At 71.3% G+C, this 23,386-nt stretch carries 19 protein-coding genes; 5 read left to right on the forward strand and 14 right to left on the reverse strand.

Annotated features, from left to right (window positions below; all coding sequences use genetic code 11):
* Positions 1-212: 212 nt before the first annotated feature.
* Entirely contained in the window at positions 213-2,411 is a 2,199-nt protein-coding gene (locus tag OG202_RS39020; protein WP_328224296.1) for an alpha-N-acetylglucosaminidase, read from the reverse strand.
* 295 nt (positions 2,412-2,706) lie between these two features.
* Positions 2,707-3,303 (reverse strand): 3'-5' exoribonuclease domain-containing protein, encoded by a 597-nt coding sequence (locus OG202_RS39025; RefSeq protein ID WP_326575146.1) that lies wholly within the window; start codon positions 3,301-3,303, stop codon positions 2,707-2,709.
* A gap of 286 nt (positions 3,304-3,589) precedes the next feature.
* Here OG202_RS39025 and OG202_RS39030 point away from each other — a divergent pair, with 286 nt between their 5' ends.
* On the forward strand, positions 3,590-5,278 hold the full coding sequence (locus OG202_RS39030) for a peroxidase family protein (protein WP_326575144.1): 1,689 nt from the start codon (positions 3,590-3,592) through the stop codon (positions 5,276-5,278).
* A 177-nt stretch (positions 5,279-5,455) separates the two neighbouring features.
* Here the strand turns inward: OG202_RS39030 and OG202_RS39035 are convergent, their stop codons facing one another.
* The 4 genes from OG202_RS39035 to OG202_RS39050 form a co-directional block, all read right to left on the reverse strand.
* On the reverse strand, positions 5,456-5,878 hold the full coding sequence (locus OG202_RS39035) for an acyl-CoA thioesterase (RefSeq protein ID WP_327727111.1): 423 nt from the start codon (positions 5,876-5,878) through the stop codon (positions 5,456-5,458).
* Positions 5,879-5,939: 61 nt separating this feature from the next.
* Positions 5,940-6,605, reverse strand: a complete 666-nt coding sequence (locus tag OG202_RS39040) for a hypothetical protein (protein ID WP_326575140.1) — start codon at positions 6,603-6,605, stop codon at positions 5,940-5,942.
* Between the two features lie 72 nt (positions 6,606-6,677).
* Positions 6,678-7,277, reverse strand: coding sequence for a histidine phosphatase family protein (locus OG202_RS39045; protein WP_327727110.1), 600 nt, complete (start codon positions 7,275-7,277; stop codon positions 6,678-6,680).
* A 44-nt stretch (positions 7,278-7,321) separates the two neighbouring features.
* Positions 7,322-7,855 (reverse strand): HAD domain-containing protein, encoded by a 534-nt coding sequence (locus tag OG202_RS39050; RefSeq protein ID WP_328224297.1) that lies wholly within the window; start codon positions 7,853-7,855, stop codon positions 7,322-7,324.
* Between the two features lie 384 nt (positions 7,856-8,239).
* Here OG202_RS39050 and OG202_RS39055 point away from each other — a divergent pair, with 384 nt between their 5' ends.
* Positions 8,240-8,440 carry a hypothetical protein gene (locus tag OG202_RS39055; protein WP_326575134.1) on the forward strand — a complete coding sequence of 67 codons (201 nt, stop codon included), beginning with the start codon at positions 8,240-8,242 and terminating at the stop codon, positions 8,438-8,440.
* Positions 8,441-8,451: 11 nt separating this feature from the next.
* Here the strand turns inward: OG202_RS39055 and OG202_RS39060 are convergent, their stop codons facing one another.
* Positions 8,452-9,660, reverse strand: coding sequence for a pyridoxal phosphate-dependent aminotransferase (locus OG202_RS39060; protein WP_326575132.1), 1,209 nt, complete (start codon positions 9,658-9,660; stop codon positions 8,452-8,454).
* Positions 9,661-9,746: 86 nt separating this feature from the next.
* Here OG202_RS39060 and OG202_RS39065 point away from each other — a divergent pair, with 86 nt between their 5' ends.
* On the forward strand, positions 9,747-10,382 hold the full coding sequence (locus tag OG202_RS39065) for a winged helix-turn-helix transcriptional regulator (protein ID WP_327727108.1): 636 nt from the start codon (positions 9,747-9,749) through the stop codon (positions 10,380-10,382).
* A gap of 353 nt (positions 10,383-10,735) precedes the next feature.
* Here OG202_RS39065 and OG202_RS39070 read toward each other — a convergent pair whose 3' ends face one another.
* The 3 genes from OG202_RS39070 to OG202_RS39080 form a co-directional block, all read right to left on the reverse strand.
* Positions 10,736-11,626 carry a hypothetical protein gene (locus OG202_RS39070; protein WP_405895647.1) on the reverse strand — a complete coding sequence of 297 codons (891 nt, stop codon included), beginning with the start codon at positions 11,624-11,626 and terminating at the stop codon, positions 10,736-10,738.
* Positions 11,626-12,894, reverse strand: a complete 1,269-nt coding sequence (locus OG202_RS39075) for a VWA domain-containing protein (protein WP_328224299.1) — start codon at positions 12,892-12,894, stop codon at positions 11,626-11,628. Before OG202_RS39075 ends, OG202_RS39070 begins: the two co-directional genes overlap by 1 nt.
* A 117-nt stretch (positions 12,895-13,011) precedes the next feature.
* Entirely contained in the window at positions 13,012-14,541 is a 1,530-nt protein-coding gene (locus tag OG202_RS39080) for an IucA/IucC family protein (protein WP_327727105.1), read from the reverse strand.
* A 295-nt stretch (positions 14,542-14,836) separates the two neighbouring features.
* Between OG202_RS39080 and OG202_RS39085 the strand changes: the two genes are divergently transcribed.
* Positions 14,837-16,432, forward strand: a complete 1,596-nt coding sequence (locus OG202_RS39085) for an IucA/IucC family protein (RefSeq protein WP_328224770.1) — start codon at positions 14,837-14,839, stop codon at positions 16,430-16,432.
* 91 nt (positions 16,433-16,523) lie between these two features.
* Here the strand turns inward: OG202_RS39085 and OG202_RS39090 are convergent, their stop codons facing one another.
* The 4 genes from OG202_RS39090 to OG202_RS39105 are packed head-to-tail and all read right to left on the reverse strand — an operon-like array spanning position 16,524 to position 21,765.
* Positions 16,524-18,536 carry a beta-galactosidase gene (locus OG202_RS39090; protein WP_328224300.1) on the reverse strand — a complete coding sequence of 671 codons (2,013 nt, stop codon included), beginning with the start codon at positions 18,534-18,536 and terminating at the stop codon, positions 16,524-16,526.
* A 42-nt stretch (positions 18,537-18,578) separates the two neighbouring features.
* Positions 18,579-19,463 (reverse strand): carbohydrate ABC transporter permease, encoded by an 885-nt coding sequence (locus OG202_RS39095; protein WP_326575120.1) that lies wholly within the window; start codon positions 19,461-19,463, stop codon positions 18,579-18,581.
* Entirely contained in the window at positions 19,460-20,455 is a 996-nt protein-coding gene (locus OG202_RS39100; RefSeq protein WP_326575118.1) for a carbohydrate ABC transporter permease, read from the reverse strand. Before OG202_RS39100 ends, OG202_RS39095 begins: the two co-directional genes overlap by 4 nt.
* A complete protein-coding gene (locus tag OG202_RS39105; protein WP_328224301.1) occupies positions 20,452-21,765 on the reverse strand; it encodes an ABC transporter substrate-binding protein in 1,314 nt (437 codons plus the stop codon). The genes OG202_RS39100 and OG202_RS39105 overlap by 4 nt, the downstream gene beginning before the upstream one ends.
* 336 nt (positions 21,766-22,101) lie before the next feature.
* On the opposite strand from OG202_RS39105, the gene OG202_RS39110 reads away from it, so the two are divergent.
* Positions 22,102-23,166 carry a LacI family DNA-binding transcriptional regulator gene (locus OG202_RS39110; RefSeq protein ID WP_326575115.1) on the forward strand — a complete coding sequence of 355 codons (1,065 nt, stop codon included), beginning with the start codon at positions 22,102-22,104 and terminating at the stop codon, positions 23,164-23,166.
* Positions 23,167-23,386: the final 220 nt, after the last annotated feature.

Consider the following 23,386-nt stretch of genomic DNA (forward strand, 5'->3'; position numbering starts at 1 on the left):
AGCCGTGGACTTCAGTCAGCAGCAGACGGCGGGAGGCCGGACGGTGTGACGCCGGATGGTGTGACGCTGGACGGTGTGCTGTGGCTCGGGTGGGCGGCAACGACACGTGTGATCTCCAAGTAGGCGCGCTGTAAAGGGAGTTGAAGGTAGTTGAGGTTCGCGCGACCGACTGGGAAAGGCGTGAGGGTGCCGTGGCAGGGGGCTGTGATCCGTCAGGAGAGCGCTGTGAGCCGGTCCCGCACCTGTGCGGCGACCGTGTACGTGTCCCCGGTCGGCTCGGTGGCGAGCGGGCCCGGGTTCCGCGCCCAGCGGTCCTCCAGGGCGAACCAGTCGATCTTCGCGGGCGCGCGGCCCGCCGCCAGCGCGACCCTCAGCTCCTCGAAGTACGTCGACCAGCGCAGCCGGTACAGCCCGCCGACCAGCCCCGCCCACTCCCGGTTGGCGTAGTCCCGCAGCCCCGCGTCCGCGCCCTTCCGTGTTCCCCACACGGTCAGCAGCGACAGATTGTCGTACGCCAACTGGTCCCGCTCGGCGGCACCCGCACCCCAGGAGCGGGCGTCGGCGACCCAACGGCCCAGCAGGTGACGGGAGTCGGTGGCCATCAGCTCGTCCAGCAGGTCCATGAGCGAGAGCCAGTCACCGCTCAACTCCGCGAAGCGGGCCTCGTCGCCGTCGTCGTACGCCGCCTTGATGTGGGGCAGCATCACCCGGCTGCGGTTGGAGAGCGCCTGACGGGCCACGTCGAGGAGGTCGCGACGATAGGCCGACGACGCTCGCAGCTCGGCTCGTACCTGCAGCAGTTCACCGAGCGCGGGCTCGAAGTCGGCGGCGCTGTAGCGGAGTTGCTTCGGTGACCAGCGGCCGGCCCGTACGACGTTCAGGGCCGGGCGGGCGCCGAAGAGGCCGTCGGCGCCCTCGCTCCACGAGTCGGCGCGGGTGGTGCCGTACGCGGTGCGGCGCAGGATGTCCCAGGCGGCCTCGGCATGCGGATCGCCGGCCCCGTACCGGGCGTGCGCCCACTCCGCGAACCAGCGCTTGAGGTCCAACTCGCCTTCCCGCCAGGCGAGTTCGGAGAACAGGGCGAAGGCGGCCGGGTTGTTGTCCGCAGCCTCCGGCATCAGGGCGATCCCGTGCAGCCGACTGCCGTCCTCGGTACGCCACTTCTCGTACAGCGCGGCCCAGTCGGGGGTGTTCGCGCCGAGCGTGGTGTGGCCGCCGAAGTTCCAGATCGACCCGAAGGCGTACGGGGTGTCGCCCCAGTCGGCCTCGCGGTCGGTGACCGTGGGGAAACGGTCGGAGAGTCCGTCGACGACGAGCATGCGCGTCTTGTCGACGGCGTCGACGATCGCGCGCGGCGGGTTGTGCTGCCAGCCGAGGATCACCCAGGTGGCCCCCGGGTGGGACCGCTGGAGCGCCCGCTCGACGCCCTTCGCCGCATCGGCGACCGGCACGTCACCCGGGTCGCCGCCCTCGTGCAGCAGGTCCATCTTGTACAGGGTCGACGGGCCGAACATCTCGTCCTGCACCCGGTAGAAGGCCGCCGCCACCCGCGCGAATTCGTCCGTGCGCGGGTCCAGCCAGTCGGGGCGCGCGAAGCCCATCCAGTCGCCCTGCGGCACGGTCCGCGCCCCCGGAACGCGCTCCGCGAAACCGGCCGGGACCGTCCCGAAGTAGCCGGGGAACACCGGCGTCATCCCCAGCTCACGCGCCCGGTCGGCGATCCGGCGGCCGAGGACGGCCCGCGCGTCCAGGAGCTGGGAGGAGACGGGGGAGGGGAAGGCGGACAGGTTCTGCAGCAGCCACCACGGCTGATGGGCCGGGCCCGGGATCCACCCCCGCAGCTCCTCCTCCCCGTACCCGAACTCCTGGAACACCCGGTGGTACAGCGCGTCCGCGCCCGCGTAGACGAGGACCTCGTTGTAGCCGTGCAGCGCCAGCACGTCCAGCTCGCGCTCCCAGTACGTCCAGTCGAGGTACGCGCCGGTGTAGCCGTCGTTGGTGTCGTTGAGGGCGAAGCGGTGGGTGACGTTCGCCCGGCGGCTGATCGTCCCGTCGAGGCCCGGCAACTGGCGCGGCAGGAGGTTCGTCTGCTCGCCCGCCCAGTTGATCTCGGCGTACGCGATGTGCCTCAAGTACCAGTTCAGGCCGGTGAGTTGGGTCGCCGGGGTGTCTCCGGCGACGGCGATGTGCCCGGCGCTTCCCGAGACGCGGAAGGTGTCCCGTTCCTTCCCTTCGGTGAACGTGATCTGCCGCCAGTGGTTCGGCAACAGTCTCCGGGCCGCCGACGAGGCCGTGCGCAGAGCATTGTCGGTGCGGGGAGCGTCGTCCGAGGGGATCGCGCGCGCCGAGGTGCAGGCGGCGGCGGAACCGGCGGCGAAGGCGGCGAGCAGGGCACGGCGGGCGAGCGGCATGGTGTCTCCGGGGTGCGGTGGGGGGTACGCCGTGGGAGGAATACCCGCCGAAACCTCACTTGTGCGCAGACACAGGGCCACACGGGGGAGAACCCGGCGTGAATGGCTCCTTCCGCCGCGTCAGCCTACCGTCGGCCGGTGGGCCGGACGCGAGCGTCCCGGCCCCGTCAGGCGGCGGCCCCGTCAGGCGGCGGCCCCGTCAGGCGGCGGCCCCGTCAGGCGGCGGCCCCGTCAGGCGGCGGCCCCGTCAGGCGGCGGCCCCGTCAGGCGGCGGCCCCGTCAGACGGCGGCCCCGTCAGACGGCGGGGCCGTCCCAGGCCATCAGGTTCGCCAGCAGATCCGCCTGCTCGATCGCGTCGTCCAGGGCGTGGTGGGTGTGCCGACGGCGGGAGAGGAGGTGCTGAGGCATCGTCCGCTTGGAGACCGCCCGCAGCGGGATTCCGGCCTTCGTCGCGTACAGCGTCTTCATGTCGAGACACCCCGAGTGCCCGAAGGGGCTCTCCCCGGTGAAGCGGATCAGATACCAGTACAGGAAGGTCCAGTCGTACGAGGCCGGGTAGCCGCACATCACCGGCTGCGCGTCGGCGCTGACCTCGCGCACCCAGGAGCTGAAGCGGCGCAGCGCGGCCCCCGGTTCGGCCCCCTTCTCGGCCAGCCGCTGCCGGTCGAGCCCGCTCACCGCCAGCGCCTCCGGCACGAACTCCTCGCTGATGGGCCGCAGTTCACGGTAGAAGGTGCGCTGTTCCGGATCGGCCGCCGTGAAACCGTCCGCGTCCTGCCGCCCCGCGACGGCCGCACCGAAACTGAGCATCGAGTACGGCCCAGGAATCGGTCCGTCGGCCTCGACGTCGACGGAGATGTACAGGCTGGGTTTGATCGGGCGTGATGACATGCGGCGATCATGACGGCGGGCCGACGGGCGGCGCATCCGGATTTCAGGGCCGGGTGAACGCCTCGCAGGGCCGGGAGGCCGGCAGCTTCGAGCGGCAGTCCGAGGCTACGTTGATATGAGTAGATTTCCTGGTTCGGGAACCCCTCGTCACCCTCGACGCGTTGTCGGTAAACAAGGATTTATCCGAATGATCGCTTCGCGTCCGGTGGGGGCCGGTACCGACGGAGAGAACCGGTAAGTCCGGTGGTGACCGTTCGCGAGGCCGGGGGACAGAACGGGGACACACATGGTGCATCGACACCATCGCGAGACCTACTACGTCGTCGACGAGGGCCGGATCCTGGAGTTCGAGAAGGGCGAGGCGGTGGCGCGCGTACCGAGCGCGACCGAGCAGCAGATGGCCTTCCGCTTCTCCCGGTTCGGCGAGAAGGGAGTCCAGCTCGACGAGGCCCTGCGCGGCAAGCTGGCCGAGGCCATGACCACGGGCACGGCCGGCGCCGACCCCGACTCGGGGGAGCCCGGGACATCGATCCCGGCGGGATTCACCTACCTCGGTCAGTTCGTCGACCACGACCTGACCCTGGACCGCACCCAGGTGGGGCTCGGTGAGCCGGTCCCGGTCGAGGATCTGGTGCAGGGGCGCAGCCCGGCCCTCGACCTGGACTCGCTCTACGGCATGGGCCCGCACCACGCGGGCAGTGCCCGCTTCTACGAGTCCGACGGCCGCCTGAGGACGGGCACGACGCTCGGGGTGCCCTTCCCGCCCGAGTCGACGTCCAACATCGACCGCGAGGGCTTCGACCTGCCGAGGGCCGGCGAGGCGGCCGGCGGCACCCGGGCGGACCAGCGTGCCCCGCTCATCCCGGACGCGCGCAACGACGAGAACCTGGCCGTCGGCCAGCTCCACCTGGCGTTCATCCGCTTCCACAACCGCGTCGTCGACCTCCTCGCCGAGCGCGGGGTGCCCGAGCACCGGCTGTTCCACGCGGCCCGGGACATCGTCGTGAAGCACTACCAGTGGGTGCTGCGCACCGACTTCCTGCCGCGCATCGTCGACCCGGACATCGTCGAGCGGGTCTTCACCCGGGGGCGCAAGCACTTCGAGCGGCCCGGTTACACCCGCCCCGGCGACACGCCGACGATGCCCATCGAGTTCTCGGTCGCCGCCTACCGGCTCGGGCACAGCATGGTGCGCGGGGCCTACCAGTGGAACAGCGTGTTCCGCGCGGGCGGACCCGGTCCGATCGCCTCGCTCGGCCTGCTGTTCCGGTTCAGCGGCACGGCGGGCAACCTCACACCGGGCCCGGACGACCTGAGCGACCTCGACGACCCGAACTCCGGGGAGAACCTGCGGCTGCCGAGCAACTGGATCGTCGACTTCCGCCGGCTGTTCGACTTCGGCGAGATCGGCCGGGACGACCTGGTCGTGCCCGAGGGCGAGTTCAACGTGGCCAAGCGGCTCGACACCCTGCTCGTCGACCCGCTGACCACGCTGCCCACGGGTACCTTCGACGGTCGTGGCCGCCCGGCCCCGCCGCCGATCCAGCGCAACCTCGCGTTCCGCAACCTCACGCGGGCCGCGATGGTCGAGCTGGCCACCGGGCCGCAACTGGCCGCCCAGATGGGCTTCAAGCCGCTGACGGAGGACCAGATCCTGCGGGGCAACGGCGGCGCAGTCCTGGAGGGCCTCACCGACACCGAGCGCGCACAGGTCGTGGAGCACACCCCGCTGTGGTTCTACGTCCTGCGCGAGGCCGAGGTGAACGAAGCCCGCCCCGGCAGCCTCACCGGCGTCGGCGGCACCCTCGTCGCCGAGGTCTTCCACCGTGCGATCGAGGGCAGCCGGAGGTCGATCGTGAAGCACCCGGGCTGGCGCCCGAGCCTCCCGTCCCACCGGAAGGGCAGGTTCACCATGACGGACCTGCTGCTCTTCGCCTTCGAGAACGACCCGGAGCTGCTCAACCCGCTGGGCTGAGCGGTGCGGCCGTCCGGCGAGGACCGCAAGCCGTGACGCGACCCCGCTGTCCGGACCGTGGGCCCACGCCCGCCGTCCGGACAGTGGGGACTGCCTTCACGGTCCGGACAGTGGGGGCCGCCTTCACGGCCCGGACAGCGGGGGCCGCCCTCACAGCCCGAACAGTGGGGACTGCCCTCACAGCCCGAACAGCGTGGGGTCCGCCGCCAGCGCCCGGAAGTGCTCCCGAGGGTCCGCCACCAGTTTGCGGATCTTCAGGTCCATCAGCCCGCCGACGCCGGTGATCTCGGCCGCCACGGTGCCATCCGTCCTGCGTACGGTCTGCTCGATGCGGAACGTCTTGCCCTCGCCCCACACGAACACACACGTCACCTCCACCTCGTCACCGGCCAGCAGCTCCCGCCGGTAGCTGATCGTCGTCTCCAGCGCCACGGGCCCGACCCCCTTCGCCATCAGGTCGGCCTGACGGATCCCGGCGGCCTGCAGCAGCGACCACCGCGCGTGCTCGCCGTACTGGAGATACACGCTCTGGTTCAGGTGCCCCTGCACATCGGTCTCGTACCCGCGCACGGTCACCGGAACGGAAAACGGCTCGGTCATGACTTCCCCTATCTGAGGATCTGAGGCGAACAGGACGCGCATCAGCTTACTGAGCGCTTGCTCACCCGCTGGTCCGCCTCGGCGACGCCAGCAGATACCGCTCCCGTGTACGGGGATCCGTGTGCTCGCCCACCTGCCAGCCCGCCCGCTCCAGCGTCGCCGCGCAGGCCCGCAGCGCCTCCGCGTCGGGCTCTCGCACGGCGACGGCCTCCGGCTGGGGAGTGGCCCGCACGCGGTAGCCGCCGCCCGGCGGCGCCGCCGTATCCGCCCCCGCTGGTGGGTGGCCCGCCGCCTCCAGCGCGAGCGCGGCGGCCCGCACCAGATGCGCCCGCTCCCATCCGCACGGGCGGTCCGTGGCGCCGCCCGGATTGGTCATCCGGCGCAACTCCAGGAGTCCCTGCCAGGCGCTGTGCACCTCGCGTGTGCGGGCCGGCCCCGTCGCGGCGGCCTCCTCACCGCCGACGCGCGCGGCGAAGACACCGCTCTCGGTGGGGGCGGAGACGGGGGCGGTGTCCTCCTTGGGGGCCCCTTCCTCGGCCTGGACCGTCTCCCGCACGCGATGCCCGGCCGGTGTCAGGAAGTGGTCGTGCGGCGGGCGGGGATGCCGGAAGGCCAGGCCCCGCTTCACCAGCGCCGCGAGCTGCGTCGGCGTACCCGCCAGGCGTCCGGTCACGGGCTCGGCGGCGTCGATGATCCGCCGCTGGGCGGCGGTCGGCGGTCGTGTCACGGCACCCTCCCTCACCCGAGCCGGCCATGGCCGACCCGCCCCCGCGAGAAGTTGGATCGACCCACTCGAAGACTACGAGGAGGGTCTGACATTCCAGCCCGCGACGACCGGACGCCCGTGCTCCGTGCCGAGGCGGCAGACCGTGCCCGTGGCCAGTTGGAACAGCGCCCCGCCGGAGGCGGGCAGCCCGAGATAGCGGGCGGTCAGGACGCGCAGGAAGTGCCCATGGGCCACGAGCACCACGCACCCCTCGGTGTTCGCCAGCGCCGCGTGCGCCCTCGCGAGTACCCGGTCGGCGCGCGCCCCGACCTCCTCCGGGCTCTCCCCGGGATGCTCCGGCGGTCCCGGTGCGACCCCGTCCGTGAACAGGAACCAGCCCGGTCGGGTGCGATGGATCTCGATGGTCGTGACCCCCTCGTACCCGCCGTAGTCCCACTCGATGAGATCCGGGTCGACGCGCGCCCCGCCGAGCCCGGCCAGCTCGGCGGTCTCCCGGGCCCGCTTCAGCGGGCTCACGAAGGCGGCGCCGATGCGGTGCGAGCCGAGCAGCGGGGCGAGGCCGCGCGCCTGCTCACGGCCGTTGTCCGTCAGTGAGATGTCGGTCCAGCTGGTGTGCTGCCCGGACGCCGACCACTCGGTCTCACCGTGCCGCACGAGAAGAAGATCACCCATGCCCCCAGGCTACGAGGCCGCGCACCGACGACGACGTCCGCGCCTCACAGGGCACGGGCCCACCGCTCCAGTTCGGTGAACTCCTCCTCCCGCAGCCCCCGACGCGGATCGATCCGCAGCAGGAGTGCCGCCGTGTCGTGGTGCTCGGCCACATGCCGTACGTCGAGGTCGGTGATCATGTCGTCGACCCAGACGAACGGCCGGCCCGCGGCCCACTCCAGGACCCGCCGGGTCTTCCAGTACAGCCCGTCCGGGTCCTCGGCGAAGAGGTTGCCGAACTCGATGACCGGCAGGTCGCGCGGCAGTCCGATCACCGGCCCGATCATCTCGTTGGCCTCGTGCATCCAGGTCGTCGCCCACGCCAACTCGTAGGGCAGCGCGAGCAGTCGCTCCCCGTGCGCCGGATTGAGCCGGATCCGCAGGCCCCGGCGCAGCCGCCGCGACCCCGGTTTCTGCCCGGAGGACCAGTTCGTGGGGTGCACCCGGCGGGTCACATAGCCACGCGGTCGCCACAGCCGGGCGCCGAAGGGATTGAGGGGGCCGTCGACGTCGAGGAGGAGCAGTGGTCGGTCAGTCATGGGGAAGGTCTACCCATGACGTGCCGACGCCCCGCGTCCAGCGCTCAACCGGACGTGGGGCGCGGGTGGTCGGAGGTCAGCGACCGGCGGCGTAGGAGACGAAGGCTGACCACTGATCCGGTCCGAAGGCGAGGCGAGGGCCTTGCCTGTTCCCACTGACGACGCTCCCGGCACCGCCGCCGGACGCGGAGTCCGGGCGGGGCCTCCTCCTCGTCGAAGCCTGGCCGGCCACTGGGGCACGACAGGGGAGACCCGTACACCAAGACCGTGTGGTGCGAGGTCGCCCTCTCCTGAGCCGAGAAGGGCAATGCCCTGATCCTGACGCCGTCCGGCGCCGATCAGGACATCTACAGCCAACAGCAGGCCGGGGCCGCCGAGAAGGCCTTGGACGAGACAGCGAAACTGACGGCGCGAACGTACGACGCCACGACCGTCCTGTACGAGGCGGGGGAAAAGGCAGGCTTCCGGCCGGAGTTCAAGGTTTCCAGGGAGGCGGAGCCCGGTGCCCAGGCGACCTGCGAGGTCTACTGCCGGGAGCCGGGGGAGGACCGGCCCGCCCCCGAGTCCTGCTCGGCCGGCTCCTGACTGCCCCGCCCCTACTGCCGGTACCCGCTCAGGAACCGCCCGATCCTGCTGATCGCCGCGTCCAGGTCGTCCGCGTACGGCAGGGTGAGGATGCGGAAGTGGTCGGGGGTGGGCCAGTTGAAGCCGGTGCCCTGGACGACCTGGATCTTCTCCCGCAGGAGCAGGTCCAGGACGAACTTCTCGTCGTCGTGGATCTTGTGGACCTTGGGGTCGAGACGGGGGAAGGCGTAGAGGGCGCCCTTGGGCTTCACGCAGGAGACGCCGGGGATCTCGTTGAGCTTCTCCCACACCACGTTGCGCTGTTCGTGGAGGCGACCGCCCGGGGCGGTGAGGTCGGTGATGGACTGGCGGCCGCCGAGCGCGGCCTGGATGGCGTACTGGGCGGGCGCGTTGGCGCACAGCCGCATGGAGGCCAGCATCGTCAGGCCCTCCAGATAGTTGCGGGCGTGCTGCCTGGGGCCGGTGACGACCAGCCAGCCGGAGCGGAAGCCCGCGACGCGGTACGTCTTGGACAGACCGCAGAAGGTGAGGACGACCAGGTCGGGGGCGAGCGCGGCGGCCGAGTGGTGGACGGCGTCGTCGTACAGGATCTGGTCGTAGATCTCGTCGGCGAAGACCATCAGGCCATGGCGGCGGGCGAGGTCGAGGATGCCCTCGATGATCTCCTTGGGGTAGACCGCGCCGGTGGGGTTGTTCGGGTTGATGATGACGACGGCCCTGGTGCGGTCGGTGATCTTCGACGCCATGTCGTCGAGGTCCGGGTACCAGTCGGCCTGTTCGTCGCAGAGGTAGTGGACCGCCTTGCCGCCGGCGAGGGTGGTCACCGCCGTCCAGAGGGGGAAGTCGGGGGCCGGGATCAGGATCTCGTCGCCGTCCTCGATCAGCGCCTGTACGGCCATGGAGACCAGCTCGGAGACGCCGTTGCCGAGGAAGACGTCGTCCACGTCGACGTCGAGACCCCGGTCCTGGTAGCGCTGGGCGACCGCGCGGCGGGCCGAGAGGACTCCGCGCGAGTCCGTGTAGCCGTGGGCCTGCGGGAGCATCCGGATCATGTCCTGGATGATCTCCTCCGGCGCCTCGAAGCCGAAGAGTGCGGGGTTGCCGGTGTTGAGGCGCAGCACGCTGTGGCCCGCCTCCTCCAGTGCGTTGGCGTGCTCGATCACGGGGCCGCGGATCTCGTAACAGACCTCGCTGAGCTTGCTCGACTGCCGGAACTCCATGCGCTCTCGCCCTCCGGTTCGTTGTGTTGCTTGGTTTTACCAAGTAGGCGCTTGGAAAGTCCAACGACATGTCTAGACTGCGTCCCATGTCACCTCGTCGAAGCTACGACCAGTACTGTTCCGCCGCGCGGGCGCTCGACCTCGTCGGTGACCGCTGGACCCTGCTGATCGTGCGCGAACTGCTGGCCGGGCCGCGGCGCTACACGGATCTGCACGCGGACCTGCCGGGGGTCAGTACGGACGTCCTCGCCTCGCGGCTGAAGGACATGGAGCGGGACGGGCTGACGACGCGACGCCGGCTGCCGCCGCCGGGGGCGGCGTATGTGTATGAACTCAGCGCGCGGGGGCGGGAGTTGCTGCCGGTGCTGCAGGCGTTGGGGGCGTGGGGCGAGGCCGCGCTGGGGGAGCGCCGGCCGACCGACGCCGTGCGGGCGCACTGGTTCGCGCTGCCGTTGTTGCGGGGGCTTGGGGGCGGGAGTGCGGGGCTGGTCGAAGTCCGTCTGGAGGAAGGGGAGTTCCATCTTTGGGTGGGGCCGGAGGACGGGCCGGTCTACGGGGAGGGGCCCGCGCCCGCGGAGCCGGACGTACGGCTGTCGTTCGACGGCGTGGACACCTGCGGTGCGCTCGGCCGGGGGGAGTTGGGGCTGCGGGATGCCGTCCGGCAGGGGCGGGTCGAGGTGGTGGGGGAGGGGGCGCTGGCCAAGGAGTTGCGGGAGGCGTGAGTGAGGGACGTGGGGTCCGATCCGATCCGGTCCGGTCCGATTCGGTTCGGTTCGGTCCGTCTTCGGCTGCGGGTCCGGTGGGGGCTGGTCGCGCAGTTCCCCGCGCCCCTGAAAGACCAGGCCCTGCGGGCCTGAAGGAGCACGGCTCTGTGGGCCTGACGGAGCACGGCTCCGCGGGCCTGGAGAACCCTGGTCCTGCGGGACGAAAAGCACGGGGCGTAGCCCCTGCTTTTCAGGGGCGCGGGGAACTGCGCGACCAGCCCCCACCGGGCCCGCGGATGACGGTTGAGGGCGCGCGGCCCCAGCGAAAGGCCCGCCGAACCACGTTGGTTCGGCGGGCCTTTCGCGACCGGTCAGGCACCCGGCGGCGGCACCCGGGCCGGGCGGCCTGAGCCGCGTGTCAGGGTGTAGCCGCCGATCCCTGCCAGCGCTGCCAGCGCCGCGCCCAGCGCCGTCCAGAGCCAGCGGTCGTTCCACCAGCCGGAGGCCCAGCCGTCGTCGGGTTCGAGGGAGGAGAGGACGGCCCCGGCGGAGGAGTCGTCCTCGTCGTCCTGGGACGAGGTGACGGCGATGCCCGGCACCAACGGCTGCGCCAGCGAGCCGTCCACGGCCGCGGCGCCGCCCATGTCCTCGGAGTCGGCCTCGACCTCGGTGTCGACGGGCAGACCCAGGTCGGCCGTGGCCAGCCGGGTCGTGGTCAGGCGGACGTAGTACGTGCCCGGCAGCGGGTCGTCGGCCCACTGCTCCGACCAGGCGCGGACCGTGCGCAGGGTGCAGGACAGCTCGACGGAGCCGGCCTCCGCCCCCGCGGTCCGGGTCTGCGCCCCGTACTGGCAGGCCTGGCGGCGCCGCAGTCCGTCGTACACGTCGATCTGCCAGGTGGAGGAGGACTCGGCCCCCTCGGGCAGCTTGACGCTCGCCCGTACCGTGGGCCGCTGTCCGGCGTCGGCCGGGAACGACCAGTACAGGTAGTCGCCGGTCGAGGCGCTCGCCGTAGCGGTCTGCCCCTGCTCGAACTCCGTGGCCGTACGGAAGGAGGTGCCCGCCTCCGTGGGCGCGTCACCGTCCTCCGAGGGGCTCGCGGGGGGCGTGGAGTCGGCGACGGCGGGGGAGACGGCGGCACCGAGCAGCAGGAGCGCGGCCGTCGCCACCTGGGCCACCGCGGTCCTCGTACGCCGGGCCGGTCCTGTCCTCGTACGCCGGGACGGCGTGGTCCTCGTACGCAACACGCTTGTGATCCGCATCAGTTGGTCCTCCAGACCGCGAGCCGCCAGCGTGACAGCCAGCCCCACAGCACACCCGCCAGGAATCCGGCGAGCACCAGCACGCCGAGCAGCCACCAGCCGCGGCCGAGGCCGAAGGAGGCGACATCGGCGGCCTGGTCGGGGCCGTCCACGACGTCGATGGTGATTTCGAGCGGCAGACCGGGCGTGGTCTTCACGCCGCTCGCCGGCGAGTAGGAGTGGGTCACCTGGAGACAGACCGTCTCGGCGACGTCCTCGTCCTCCTCGTCCTCGGCCTCCGCCTTGGGGTAGCGCAGACCGGTCGAGATGACGTCGGTACGGCCGTTGCCGGCCGCGTCGCCGCGTACGATCTCCCGGTTCTTCGTGGTCACCGCACGCAGCAGCACGCCGTAGTCCGGGTTGACGTCACGGTCGGCCCCGACGCTCACCGAGACGCGCAGTTCCTGGCCCGGCTTCACGTCCACGCGGTACCAGCGCTCCTGGCCGAACTCCTCGCGGTCGGTGTACAGACCCGACGCGAGCGTCTCCGCCCGCGCGCACGCGTCGGCGCCCTCGACGGCCTTCGGTACGACCACCGGGTCGGCGGCCCGGTCGACCAACTGGTTGACGCGGTCGGTGAGTTCGTCGCGGTGCTCGATCGACGTGTACGTGCCTCCGGTCGCCTCGGCGATGCAGCTCAGCTGGAGCCGCATCTTGGCGTTCGGGACCAGGCCGAGTGTGTCGATGGTCAGGCCGATGCCCTTCGCCGCGATCTCGCGGGCCACCTCGCACGGGTCGAGCGGGGCGCAGGTGTCCTCGCCGTCGCTGATCAGCACGATGCGCTTGGTGCCCTCGCCGCCCTCCAGGTCGTCGGCCGCCTTCAGCAGCGCGGGGCCGATCGGGGTCCAGCCCGTCGGCGTGAGCGTCGCCACCGCCGTCTTCGCCTCGGTGCGGTCCAGCGGCCCCACCGGGTAGAGCTGCGCGGTGTCCTTGCAGCCCGTCTTCCGGTCGTCGCCCGGGTAGTCGGCGCCCAGGGTGCGGATGCCGAGCTGGACCTCCTCGGGCGTGGCGTCCAGCACCTCGTTGAACGCCTGCTTCGCCGCGGCCATGCGGGACTGGCCGTCGATGTCCTTCGCCCGCATCGAACCGCTGACGTCCAGCAGGAGGTTGACCTTGGGCGCGGTGGCCGTGGTCTCGTCGGCGACGGCCGTGGACGGGACCGCGATCCCGGCCGTCAGGACGGCGAGCAGGACGAACACACCTGCTGTCAGCCGTTGTCTTGTGATCATCGGCGGATCCTATTGATCCGGAGGGTCACCCTTCAAAACGAGACCCCCTGTTGACGGTCCGTTCACCGGACGGACGACGCGAACCCGGCCCCCTCCGGCCCCGCCGACCTCCACTGGTCACCGCAGCGGACTCGGCAGTTCCGCCCAGATGTCGCCGGGCCGCTCCGGCGAAAGTCGCATCAGCGTCAACGCCTTCGTCGGTACGGGCCCCTCCAGCAGCGTGCCCAGATCGGGGGTGCGCGGCAGATCCCGTACGGCGAGGGAGAGAGCCTCGCGCAGTACGGGCGTCGAACCGGCCGTGGCACCGAGCGTGCCCGTGATCAGGGCGCCGAACAGCTTGCGGCGCAGGGTGGTCTCGTCGTCCGTGATGATCCGGCCGGTCATCGCGGGGGCCGGAACGCCGTGCCGGGCGAGGCGGGCGGGGCTGACGCGGATGTCCGCGAGGTCGCGGTAGACGAGGCGGCGGGGGGCACCCGAGGGGGACAGGACCACCAGGAGGTTCTGGCCGTGCGCCTCCAGGGCCACACCCAGGTCGAGCAGCCGGAGGGCGACCGTGAGCGTGAGACGGGTGAAGTCCGCCAGCCAGGAAGGCGACCGGGGCAACTCGGTCTCCGCGAGCGCGGCCACCGGCAGGACCCGCTCACCCGTCGCCGTGTCCGCGTACGTCTCCGGCGACTCGCGCAGCACCGCCGCCAGATCCGGCGAGCCGGCGGTGACCGCGCCGACCGTGCGGGTCACGTGCAGCAACCCGTCGGTGCGGGCGGAGACCTCGGCCATGAAGTCCGACACGATCGCCGAGGTCTCGATCGAGTAGGCGGAGATGTCCCGCACGGAGGAGGTCAGCCGGGCGCTCAGCGCGGTCTTGACGTGCGGTCCGCCGTCCGGGAGGGCGAGGGTGCGCAGGGACATCAGCGGATGGGCCTCGATCACCTCCCCCAAGGGGGACTTGAGCACATGCGCCGCCTGCCACGGATGCACCGGGACCAGCACCCGGCCACCGTCCCGCCACGCCTCCCGCCACGCCTCCGGCCACTCTCCGACGACCAACGCGTCCTCCACGGGCGCGAGCCCCAGCCGCACCACCTGCCGGTGCTCCGGCCCGTAGGCGAGCTGGTCGCCTGCCGAAAAGCCGGGCCGGGAACGGCAGTTGGGGTGGAAGGGATGCCCGTCGACGATCAGTTGCTCCCACTCCCAGCTCTCCCTCGCGGACGAGCTGTCCAAGGAGGCCGCCGGAGCGGTCCGGTTGGCGCGGGACAGCGCCAACGAGGCAACACTGTGGTCGAGTTCGGCGGCGAAGGCGGCGCTGTGCGGAACGGCCAGGGCGGTCATGAGCCGCGCCGGACGATCGTACGACCGCTCGTCGAACCACACGTCCTCGACGCGGGCGGCGGTGCCGTACGGGTCCACGGCCGGGCCGTGCAGTCGGCGGCCGTCGGCGAGGTGGAGCGTGACCCCGTCGCCCCCTGCCGCGTCCCGGCGTACCACCCAGGGCACCGGCTCATGGACGAGGCCCCGCCACAGCCGGGACAGCACGGCCGCCCGGGCGCCGGGCAGCGCGGACGTGTACGGCAGCGTCAGATCGGGGCGTACGGCGCCCAGGTCGGCGCCGAGCGCCGCCTCGGCGTCGGACAACGGGGGACGGTCCACGGACGGGCTCCTCGGGTGCGGGACGGGGTGGTGCGGGGGCAGAGGGGCAGGGGAAGGGCGGGACGGACAGGGAACCCGCGTCGACATCGGCGTACGACCACTGCCCGCCCGCCACCACCGCGACGCATGAGGCGGCGCGGCGAAACGTCACACGGCCGCTTCGCGACGGCGGCCCGTGCGACCCGTCCCCGAACGGGACGGATCACGGCCGCTTCCCGCCGGGACGGCGCACGACCGCTTCGCGACGAAGCGTGACGGGCAGACATACTGATCACGAGTGCACCGTATGGAACGAATGGACCCCGTGGACGCCAACCCGCCCCGCGACAGCATCGGCTCGGCCGCCGACGCCCACGCCGCCGCACCCCTGCTCAACTGCCTTCTGCGGGAGGCGGGAGAGCCGGTCGAGTCGTCGGGCGCGGTCGGAGTGCACCGCCTCAGGGCCGGCGGTCGGGTCCTGCGCGTACGCGGTACGCGCCGCCCCGCGCACCCCGAGGTGCGCACGGCGGGAGCCTGGCATCCGCTCACCCACACCGAACTCGTCGAACTCGCCGCCGAGGAACTCCGCGCCCTCACCGGCCTGTCCAACTCCGAGCTGCCCGCCGAGATGCTCGACAGCCGCGAGGCCGTGGCCGCCATCCTCGCCGCGCGCGCCCACGCTCCGGCGCCCGAGGACCCCTACCGGCGCTCCGAGCAGTCCCTGATCACCGGCCATCCCTTCCACCCCGCCCCCAAGGCCCGAGGCGGCGGCCCCGTCGCCGGCTGGCTGCCGTACGCGCCCGAGGCGTACGCCCGCTTCCCGCTGGTCCTCCTCGGTGTCCGCGAGGACGCGGTGGTCGAGGAGGGCGACACCACCGCCCTCGACACACTGGGCTCGGCGCCGCCCGGCTATCGGCTCCTTCCCGCACACCCCTGGCAACTCGACCTGGTGGGAGGGGAGTTGGCCGACGCGTTCGCCGACGGCCGCCTCGTACGGCTGGGCCCGGCGGATGGCGAGGTGTGGCCGACGGCGGCGATCCGCACGGTGTACGTACCCGAGGCCGTGCCGGACACCCTGCCCGGCACCGTGTCCGGCACCGTGTCCGGGGGCGCTCTCCCGGCCGATCTCTTCCTCAAGTTCAGCCTGGACGTGCGGATCACCAACGACATCCGCCGGCTGTGGCGCCACGACCTGCTCGCACTGCGCCGGACGGACCGTGCGGTCACCGAGGCCTTCGCGGGGCTGCCGGCCGCCTGGCTGAGCGACCGGGGCTACCGCACCGCCGACTTCGCGTTCGAGGAACTGGCCGTCCTGGTGAGGGACGGACTGGGCGGCCATGTGCCCGCCGGTGCCACGCCCTTCCTCGCCGCCGCCCTCACCGAGAGCGCGGAGGCCTTCCCCGGCAACCCGCTGGCCCGCGCGGGCGATCCCGAGGCCTGGTGGGAGGCGTATCTGCGCGCGGTCGTCCCCCCGGCTCTCGACGCCTTCCACGGCCATGGCGTCGTCCTGGAGGCCCACCTGCAGAACACCGTCATCGCCTGCGACCCCTCGGGCACGCCCGTGCGGGCCGTCTACCGCGACGCCGAGGGCGTGAAGCTCCTCCCGGACGTGACGCGCGAGGCGGGCTGGGAACGGCTGGTCTACTGCCTCTTCGTCAACAACCTCCTGGAGATCGCGGCGGCCCTGGTCGAACACCACCCGGGGGTCGATCCCTGGCCCGCCGTACGGAGGCGGTTGGGGTGCCACGAGGAGGTACCGGAGATCGCCGGCCTCCTCGACTCGCCCACGCTGCCGGGCAAGACGAATCTGCTGCTGAGATGGACGGGAGCGGACGGCGCGGACGCGCGGTATCTGCCCCTGCCCAACCCGATCAGGCGGCCGCCCGGCCGAAGCGGTCGGTCTTCCACCTGATCAGGGACCGGTGGGACGTCCTGCCGAGGACGGGGAGTTCGCCGGTGGCGGGAACGGGCCGCCGTCATCGGCGAGGCGGGCCGCGGACGGGTCAGTGGGGCTCGCGGACCACGGCGACGCCTCCCGGGGGGACGGTGACGGTGCCGGTGACCGGTGTGCCGGTGAGGAGTTCGACGCCTTCGGCGGGCGCTTCGGCGCCCTTTCCGGTGTGGTCGATGAGGAACAGGTAGTCGGCCCGGGTGCCGCGGCGCCGGACCACCTCGACTCCGGCGGGCGCCTCATGCTCCGGTGTCACATCGGCCTCCTGGCGAACGCGGTGGAGCAGGGCGGCGAGCGTGTTCTGGTCGGGGTGGGTGGCCAGATACCAGGCGGTGCCGTTGCCGTGCTGGTGCCGGGTGACGGCCGGGTGGCCGGCCAGGGGGCCGTCCGCGTGGGAGACGACGGCCTGGGCGCCGGCGAGCCGGACTCGTTCCGACCACAGGTCGGCCGTGGCGCCCGCGGGCACGGCGCCGGTCAGGCCGGCCGTCTCTCCCGGCAGCAGGGGGAAGAGTTCGTCGGTGACCACGCCGAGCACATCGCGGAACGCGCCGGGGTAGCCGCCCAGGTACACGTGGCCGTTCTCGTCGACCATGCCGCTGTGGAAGCCGACGGCGAGTGTGCCCCCGCGGGCGGTGAACCGTGCGAGGTTCGCCGCGGCCGCCTCCGCCACCAGGTACAGCGACGGGGCGAGGACGAGTTTGTAGCGGTCGAGTCCGGGGTCGTCGGGGCGTACGAAATCGACGGCTACCCCTGCCCGCCACAGGGGTGTGTACCAGTCGCGCACCAGGTCCTGATAGCGCAGCTCGCCGCTGGGCTGGGAGGGCAGTTCCAGCGCCCACCGGGCGTCCCAGTCCCACACGATCGCCACCTGCGCCGCGACGGTGGAGTCCCGCACCTCGGCCAAGGCCTTCAGGTCCGCGCCCAGTTGGACGACGTCCCGCCAGATCTGGCTGTCGGTACCGGTGTGCGGGAGCATCGCCGAGTGCCACTGCTCGGCGCCGGCCTTCGCCGCACGCCACTGGAAGAAGGCGATGCCGTCGGCGCCGTGGGCCACATGCGCCAGGGCGTTGCGCCGCATCTCTCCCGGCTGCTTGGCGCGGTTGACGGACTGCCAGTTCACGGCGCCGGTCGAGTGCTCCATGAGGAACCACGGGCCGTCGGCGAGCGACCTCATCAGGTCGCCGCTGAGGGCGATGTCGAGTTCCGCCTCCGGGTCGTCGGACATCAGGTAGTGGTCGTTGGAGAGGACGTCCAACTCCGGTGCCCAGCGCCAGTAGTCGAGAGCGTCGAAGGTGCGCAGGACCATGAGGTTGGTGGTCGCCGGGAGGTCCGGAGCGGCCCGGCGCAGCACGTCGCGTTCGGCGGTGCACAGCGAGAGGAGCTCGTCGGAGCAGAACCGCCGCCAGTCCAGTTGGTGGGTGGGGTTCGGCGGGGCCGCGGTGGCGCGGGGTGGCAGGATCTGGTCCCAGTCGTAGTACCACTGGCTCCAGAAGGTGGTGCCCCAGGCGTGGTTGAGGGCGTCGAGGTCGTCGTAGCGGGCGCGCAGCCAGGTACGGAAGGCGGCGGCGCTGGTGTCGCAGTAACAGGCGTCGTTGTGGCAGCCGTACTCGTTGTGGACGTGCCACATGACGACGGCCGGGTGGTCGGCGTACCGCTCGCCCAGGGCGCGGGCGATCCGCAGGGCCGCCTCGCGATAGGCGGGGCTCGACGGGCAGAAGGTCTGGCGGCTGCCGTACGACAGCCGGCGGCCGTCCCGGTCGACCGGCAGCGCCTCCGGGTACGCCTGGAAGAACCAGGCGGGCGGGGCGGCGGTGGGGGTCGCCAGGTCGGCGGCGATGCCGTTCTCGTGGAGGAGGTCGAGGATCCGGTCCATGCGTCCGAAGTCGTACACGCCCTCGGACGGTTCGAGCAGCGCCCAGGAGAAGATGCCGACGCTGACCATGGTCACCCCGGCCTCGCGCATCAGGCGCATGTCCTCGGCCCAGACCTCCTCGGGCCACTGCTCGGGGTTGTAATCGCCTCCGTAGGCGATTCCGGGCAGGCGAAGGCGGCGTGCGGTGCTCACTGGTGGTACTCCGAGTGGTGATGGGGGAGGGAGGTGGGCCTGTCAGCCCTTGTTGGCGCCCAGGGTCAGGCCGCTGACGAACTGCCGCTGGAGCGCGAAGTAGACGATCAGGGTGGGGATGGCGGTGAGCAGGGCGCCGGCGGCGACCAGGTTGGGGTCGGTGAAGTACTGGCCGGAGAGGTTGTTCAGGGCCGAGGTGATGGGCATGTTCTCGCCGGTGGAGATGAGGACGAGGGCCCAGAAGAAGTCGTTGTAGATCCAGATGGAGAGCAGGGTCGCCAGGGCTGCCATGGCCGGGCGGCACAGCGGCAGCACGATCTGCCAGTACAGGCGCCACACCGACGCGCCGTCGACGAGGGCGGCCTCGGTCAGCTCGTGCGGCAGGGAGCGCATGTAGTTGCTGAGCACGAAGGCGCAGAACCCGGACTGGAAGGCCACGTGGATGAGGACCAGGCCGAGGGCGGAGTCGTACAGCTTGCCGGACATGGTGATGCCGGGGATGTCGATGAGCAGGTACAGGCGGTACAGCGGGGTGATGATGACCTGCTGGGGGAGCAGGTTGCCGGCCGTGAAGACCAGGAGCAGGAAGATGTTGACGCGGAAGTCGAAGCGGCTGACGTAGAAGGCGACCATCGACGACAGGAACAGCGTGAGCAGCACCGCCGGGACGGCGATGATCAGGGTGTTCACGAAGTAGTGCGTCATGTCCGACTGGGTGAACGCGTTCGTGAAGTTGTCCAGGCTCAGCTTGTCGGGCCACGAGACGTAGCCCTTCTCGCTGGTCTCGCCGTACGGGCGCATGGCGGCGTACAGGGCCCACAGCAGGGGCGCCAGCCACGCCAAAGCCGCACCCGCGAGGAAGACGTGCAGCAGGATCCGGGCGGGGCGCGGCGGCGTACGGCCCTGGGTCACGACGGTGGTGCTCATGCGCTCCGCTCCTTCCGGAAGGTGCTGATCAGATACGGAATGATCACGACGAGCGAGATCAGCAGCAGGACGACGGCGATCGCCGACCCGTATCCGATGCGGCTGGACTCACCGATGATGTTGTTGGTCACGAGGATCGACAGCAGCTCGGTGCCCTCGGCGCCGCCGTTGAAGACGTAGACCAGGTCGAAGGCGCGCAGGGCCTCGATGATGGTGACGACCAGGACGACGGTGTTCGTCGGGCGCAGGGTCGGGAAGATGACGTTCTTGAACGTCTGCCACTCGTTGGCGCCGTCCAGGGACGAGGCCTCCCGCAGCGACGGGTCGACGCCCTTCAGGCCGGCCAGGTAGAGGATCATCATGTAGCCGGCGTGGCGCCAGGACGCGGCGATGAGGATGGCCCAGAGGTTGAGGTCGGGGTCGCCGATCCAGTCGATGTACGTGCCCGGCTCGTTGGCGCCGATCAGGCTGTTGATCAGGCCCGTGTCGGGGTTGTAGACGAGCTGCCACACGAATCCGATGACGGCCATCGACATGACGACCGGCAGGAAGAAGGCCGTCTGGTACACCCGGCTGAACCGGATCTTCTTGTCCAGCTGTACGGCCAGGAAGAGGCCCAGCGGGGTCGGGACCAGGATCAGGGCGACGAACCAGATGACGTTGTGCTGGACGGCGGGCCAGAACTGCGGGTTCTGCTCGAACAGTTCCTTGAAGTTCTGCAGCCCGACCCACTGGATCCGGTCGAAGCCGATGCCGTCCCAGGTGGTGAAGGCCAGCGCGATCGAGGCCAGGGCCGTCACCCACACGAGAGCCACGTGCAGGATCGTCGGCAGGCCCGCCATCAGGCCCAGGGTGAGCCGGTCGCGCCGGGTGAGCAGGCGTTTGTGGCCGTGTGGGACCTTCTGGGCGGGGACGTGGGCCGAGCCCGGAGGCGGCACGGTGGACGCCTCCGGGATGGCCGGGTGGTCGGTGCGGGTCTCGGTCGTCGTCATGAGGAGGCGAAGATCGTCTTCTTCTGGCGCTCGATGGACGAGAGCAGGCTGTCGACGCCCTTGGGGTCGCGGATGAACTTCTGCAGCGCCGGCTGCATCACCGTGGAGGTGAAGTCCGGGCGGCTGTCGCGGTCCATGTACTGGGTGAGGCTCTTGGCGCCGCTGATCATCTCGTACGCCTTCTTCTGCAGGGGCGTGTACGAGGAGGTGTCGGCCTTGGTGGAGGCGGCCACGACGTTCGGGTCGGCCTTGAGGTAGATCTGCTCGGCCTCGGGGGTGCCGAGGAACTCCAGCAGCTCGACGGCGGCCGCCTTGTTCTTCGGGGCCTTGCTGAGCATGAAGCCGTCGGTGGGGGCCTCGACGGTGTCCTGGCCGTACGCCGGGTCGATCTCCGGGAAGGCGAAGAAGTCGAGGTCGTCGAGGTCGGCCTGGTCGGTGAACTGCTGCCCGACGAAGCTGCCCAGCAGGTACATGCCGGCCTTCTTCGCCACCAGGGTCTGCGCGGCGTCCTGCCAGGTACGGCCGACGGCGCCCTCCTGGTGGTAGGGGAGGATCTCGGCCCAGTTGTCGAAGGCGGCGCGGGTCTTGGCGTCGGTCCAGGAGGCCCTGCCCGCCATCAGCTCGACGTGGAAGTCGTAGCCGTTGGTACGGAAGTTGATCTGGTCGAAGGTGCCGAGCGCGGGCCAGGCGTCCTTGTCGCCGAAGGCGATCGGGACCAGCTTGTCCTTCTGCATCCGCTTGCACAGGGCGATGAAGTCGGACCAGGTGGTGGGGACTTCGTAGCCGTACTGCTGGAAGACGCTCTTGCGGTAGAAGAGCGCCCAGGGGTACGTGTACAGCGGCACGAAGTAGTACTTGCCGTCCTCGCCCTTGCTGAGCTTCTGCATCGCCTCGGGGAAGTTGCCCCCGATCGTCTTCCACACGTCGTCGATCGGCGTGGCGAGGCCCTTGGCCGCGAAGAACTGCATGCGGTAGCCCGCGAACCAGTGGAACACGTCGTCCGGCGTGCCCTGCAGGTAGGTGTTGATCTGCTCCTGGAACGTGTTGTGGTCCTTGGTGTTCACGTCGACCGCGATCCCGGACCGCTTCTTGAAGGCCGCGTAGATCTCGGCGAACGCCTTCTTCGGCACCGCGTCCGACGCGTTGGAGCCGAGGCTGACGGACTTCGGGTCGGCGGCCGTGCCGCCGCTGCCGCCACAGGCGCTGAGCAGGGGAGCGCCCGCACCGAGTAGAACGGCCCCACCGAGTCCGCGCACCACGGTGCGGCGGCTGGTACCCGGGAGGGACTGACCAAGGGATGAATGGCGCATTTCGGCTCCTGAGGGGCTGTCATGTCCCGGGCATGGTGCATCGGCTCAAGGGGCATGACGGGAAGCGGTCGCTGATTCGACCAGAAGTAAACGCGATCGAACGTGGTCGATCGGGTGGACGCGTCGAAGAGTGAACGGTCCGGCGACCCGCTGTCAAGACCCCCTCGATGGCGTGCGCGCCGACCTGGGAAATGCCGCGTGGACGGAAGTGGCGCTGTGTGTGCTCTTGACGGGCGACCTCCCGGCTGAGTAGATATGACCGCGCGGTCAGTGACCGCGCGGTCATACTGCTGACCTCGCCTGATGCAGGCATATGCCCGACCGACAGGAGTTCTCATGGCGCGAGTGGTGGGGCGGGGCGCGGAGGCGTCCGCGCCGCGCAGTGAGGACGTGGCTCGTGCGGCCGGTGTCTCGCGCAAGACGGTGTCGCGGGTCCTCAACGACGAGCCGTATGTCTCCGACGAGGTCCGCCGACGCGTCCTCGACGCCGCCGAGGGACTCGGATACCGGCTCAACCACGCGGCGCGGGCGCTGGCCTCGGGGCGCAACCGTTCCATCGGTGTCGTCGCCCTGGGCACGGCCGGATACGGAACCGCCTCGCTCCTCGTGGGTGTCGAAAAGGCCGTGCGGGACGCCGGTTACGCACTGCGGGTGGTCAACACGGTGGACGGCGACCCCGACGGCATCGCCGGCTCTGTGACCTCGCTCCTCGAACAGGGCGTGGACGGCATCGTCGTCTCCGAGCCCATTGTGGAAGGAGAGGTGTCCCTCGAGGTCGACGTGCCGGTCCTCTTCCTGGGCGCGCCGCCGGCCTTCGCATCCGCCCGCACCCTGAGCGTCAGCGTCGGCGCCCACGAACTGGCGCGGGCCGCCACCGACCACCTGCTGGATCTGGGGCACACGACCGTTCACCACCTCGCCGGTCCACGACGGTGGTACGCCTCCAAGGACCGTACGGAGGGCTGGCGGGCGGCGCTGGCGGCCCGGGGGGCGTACGAACCCCCCGTGATCGAGGGGGACTGGTCACCCGACTCCGGTTACGAGGCAGGCCGCCGGCTCGCTGCGGACAGCTGCGTGAGCGCGGTGTTCGCGGCCGGCGACGAGATGGCCATCGGCGTGATCCACGCCCTGCGCGAGGCCGGCCGGCGTGTGCCGGAGGACATCAGCGTGGTCGGTTTCGACGGCAACCCCGTCTTCGCCCACGTCACCCCGCCCCTGACCACCGTGCGTCAGCCCTTCGACGCCGCGGCACGGGAAGGGGTCACGTTACTCGTGCACGCCATCGAGGAGCCGCACACCGAGCCGCCCGCGGCGAGCGAGCCACTTGTCGAACTCGTCGTCCGCGGCTCGACCGCGCCCCCGCCGGCCCCGCACGGCCGGACGGCGCCTCCGGCCGTCTGAGCAGCACCCATCCCCGTCTTCGGCAGGGCGCCCGGCCGCAGGCCCGACCGTCCCCTGCGCCGGTCCCGACGGCCGACTCACCGCGCGGCCGTCGGCGGCATCGGCACCGCGAGGCACCGCGAGGCACTGCGAGGCACTGCGAGGCACTGCGAGGCACTGCGAGGCACTGCGACGCCGTCCGCACTCCGGCGTCGCACCGGCCGACGCCGTTCATCGACGC

It is taken from the genome of Streptomyces sp. NBC_00310, assembly GCF_036208085.1.
Lineage (GTDB): Bacteria > Actinomycetota > Actinomycetes > Streptomycetales > Streptomycetaceae > Streptomyces.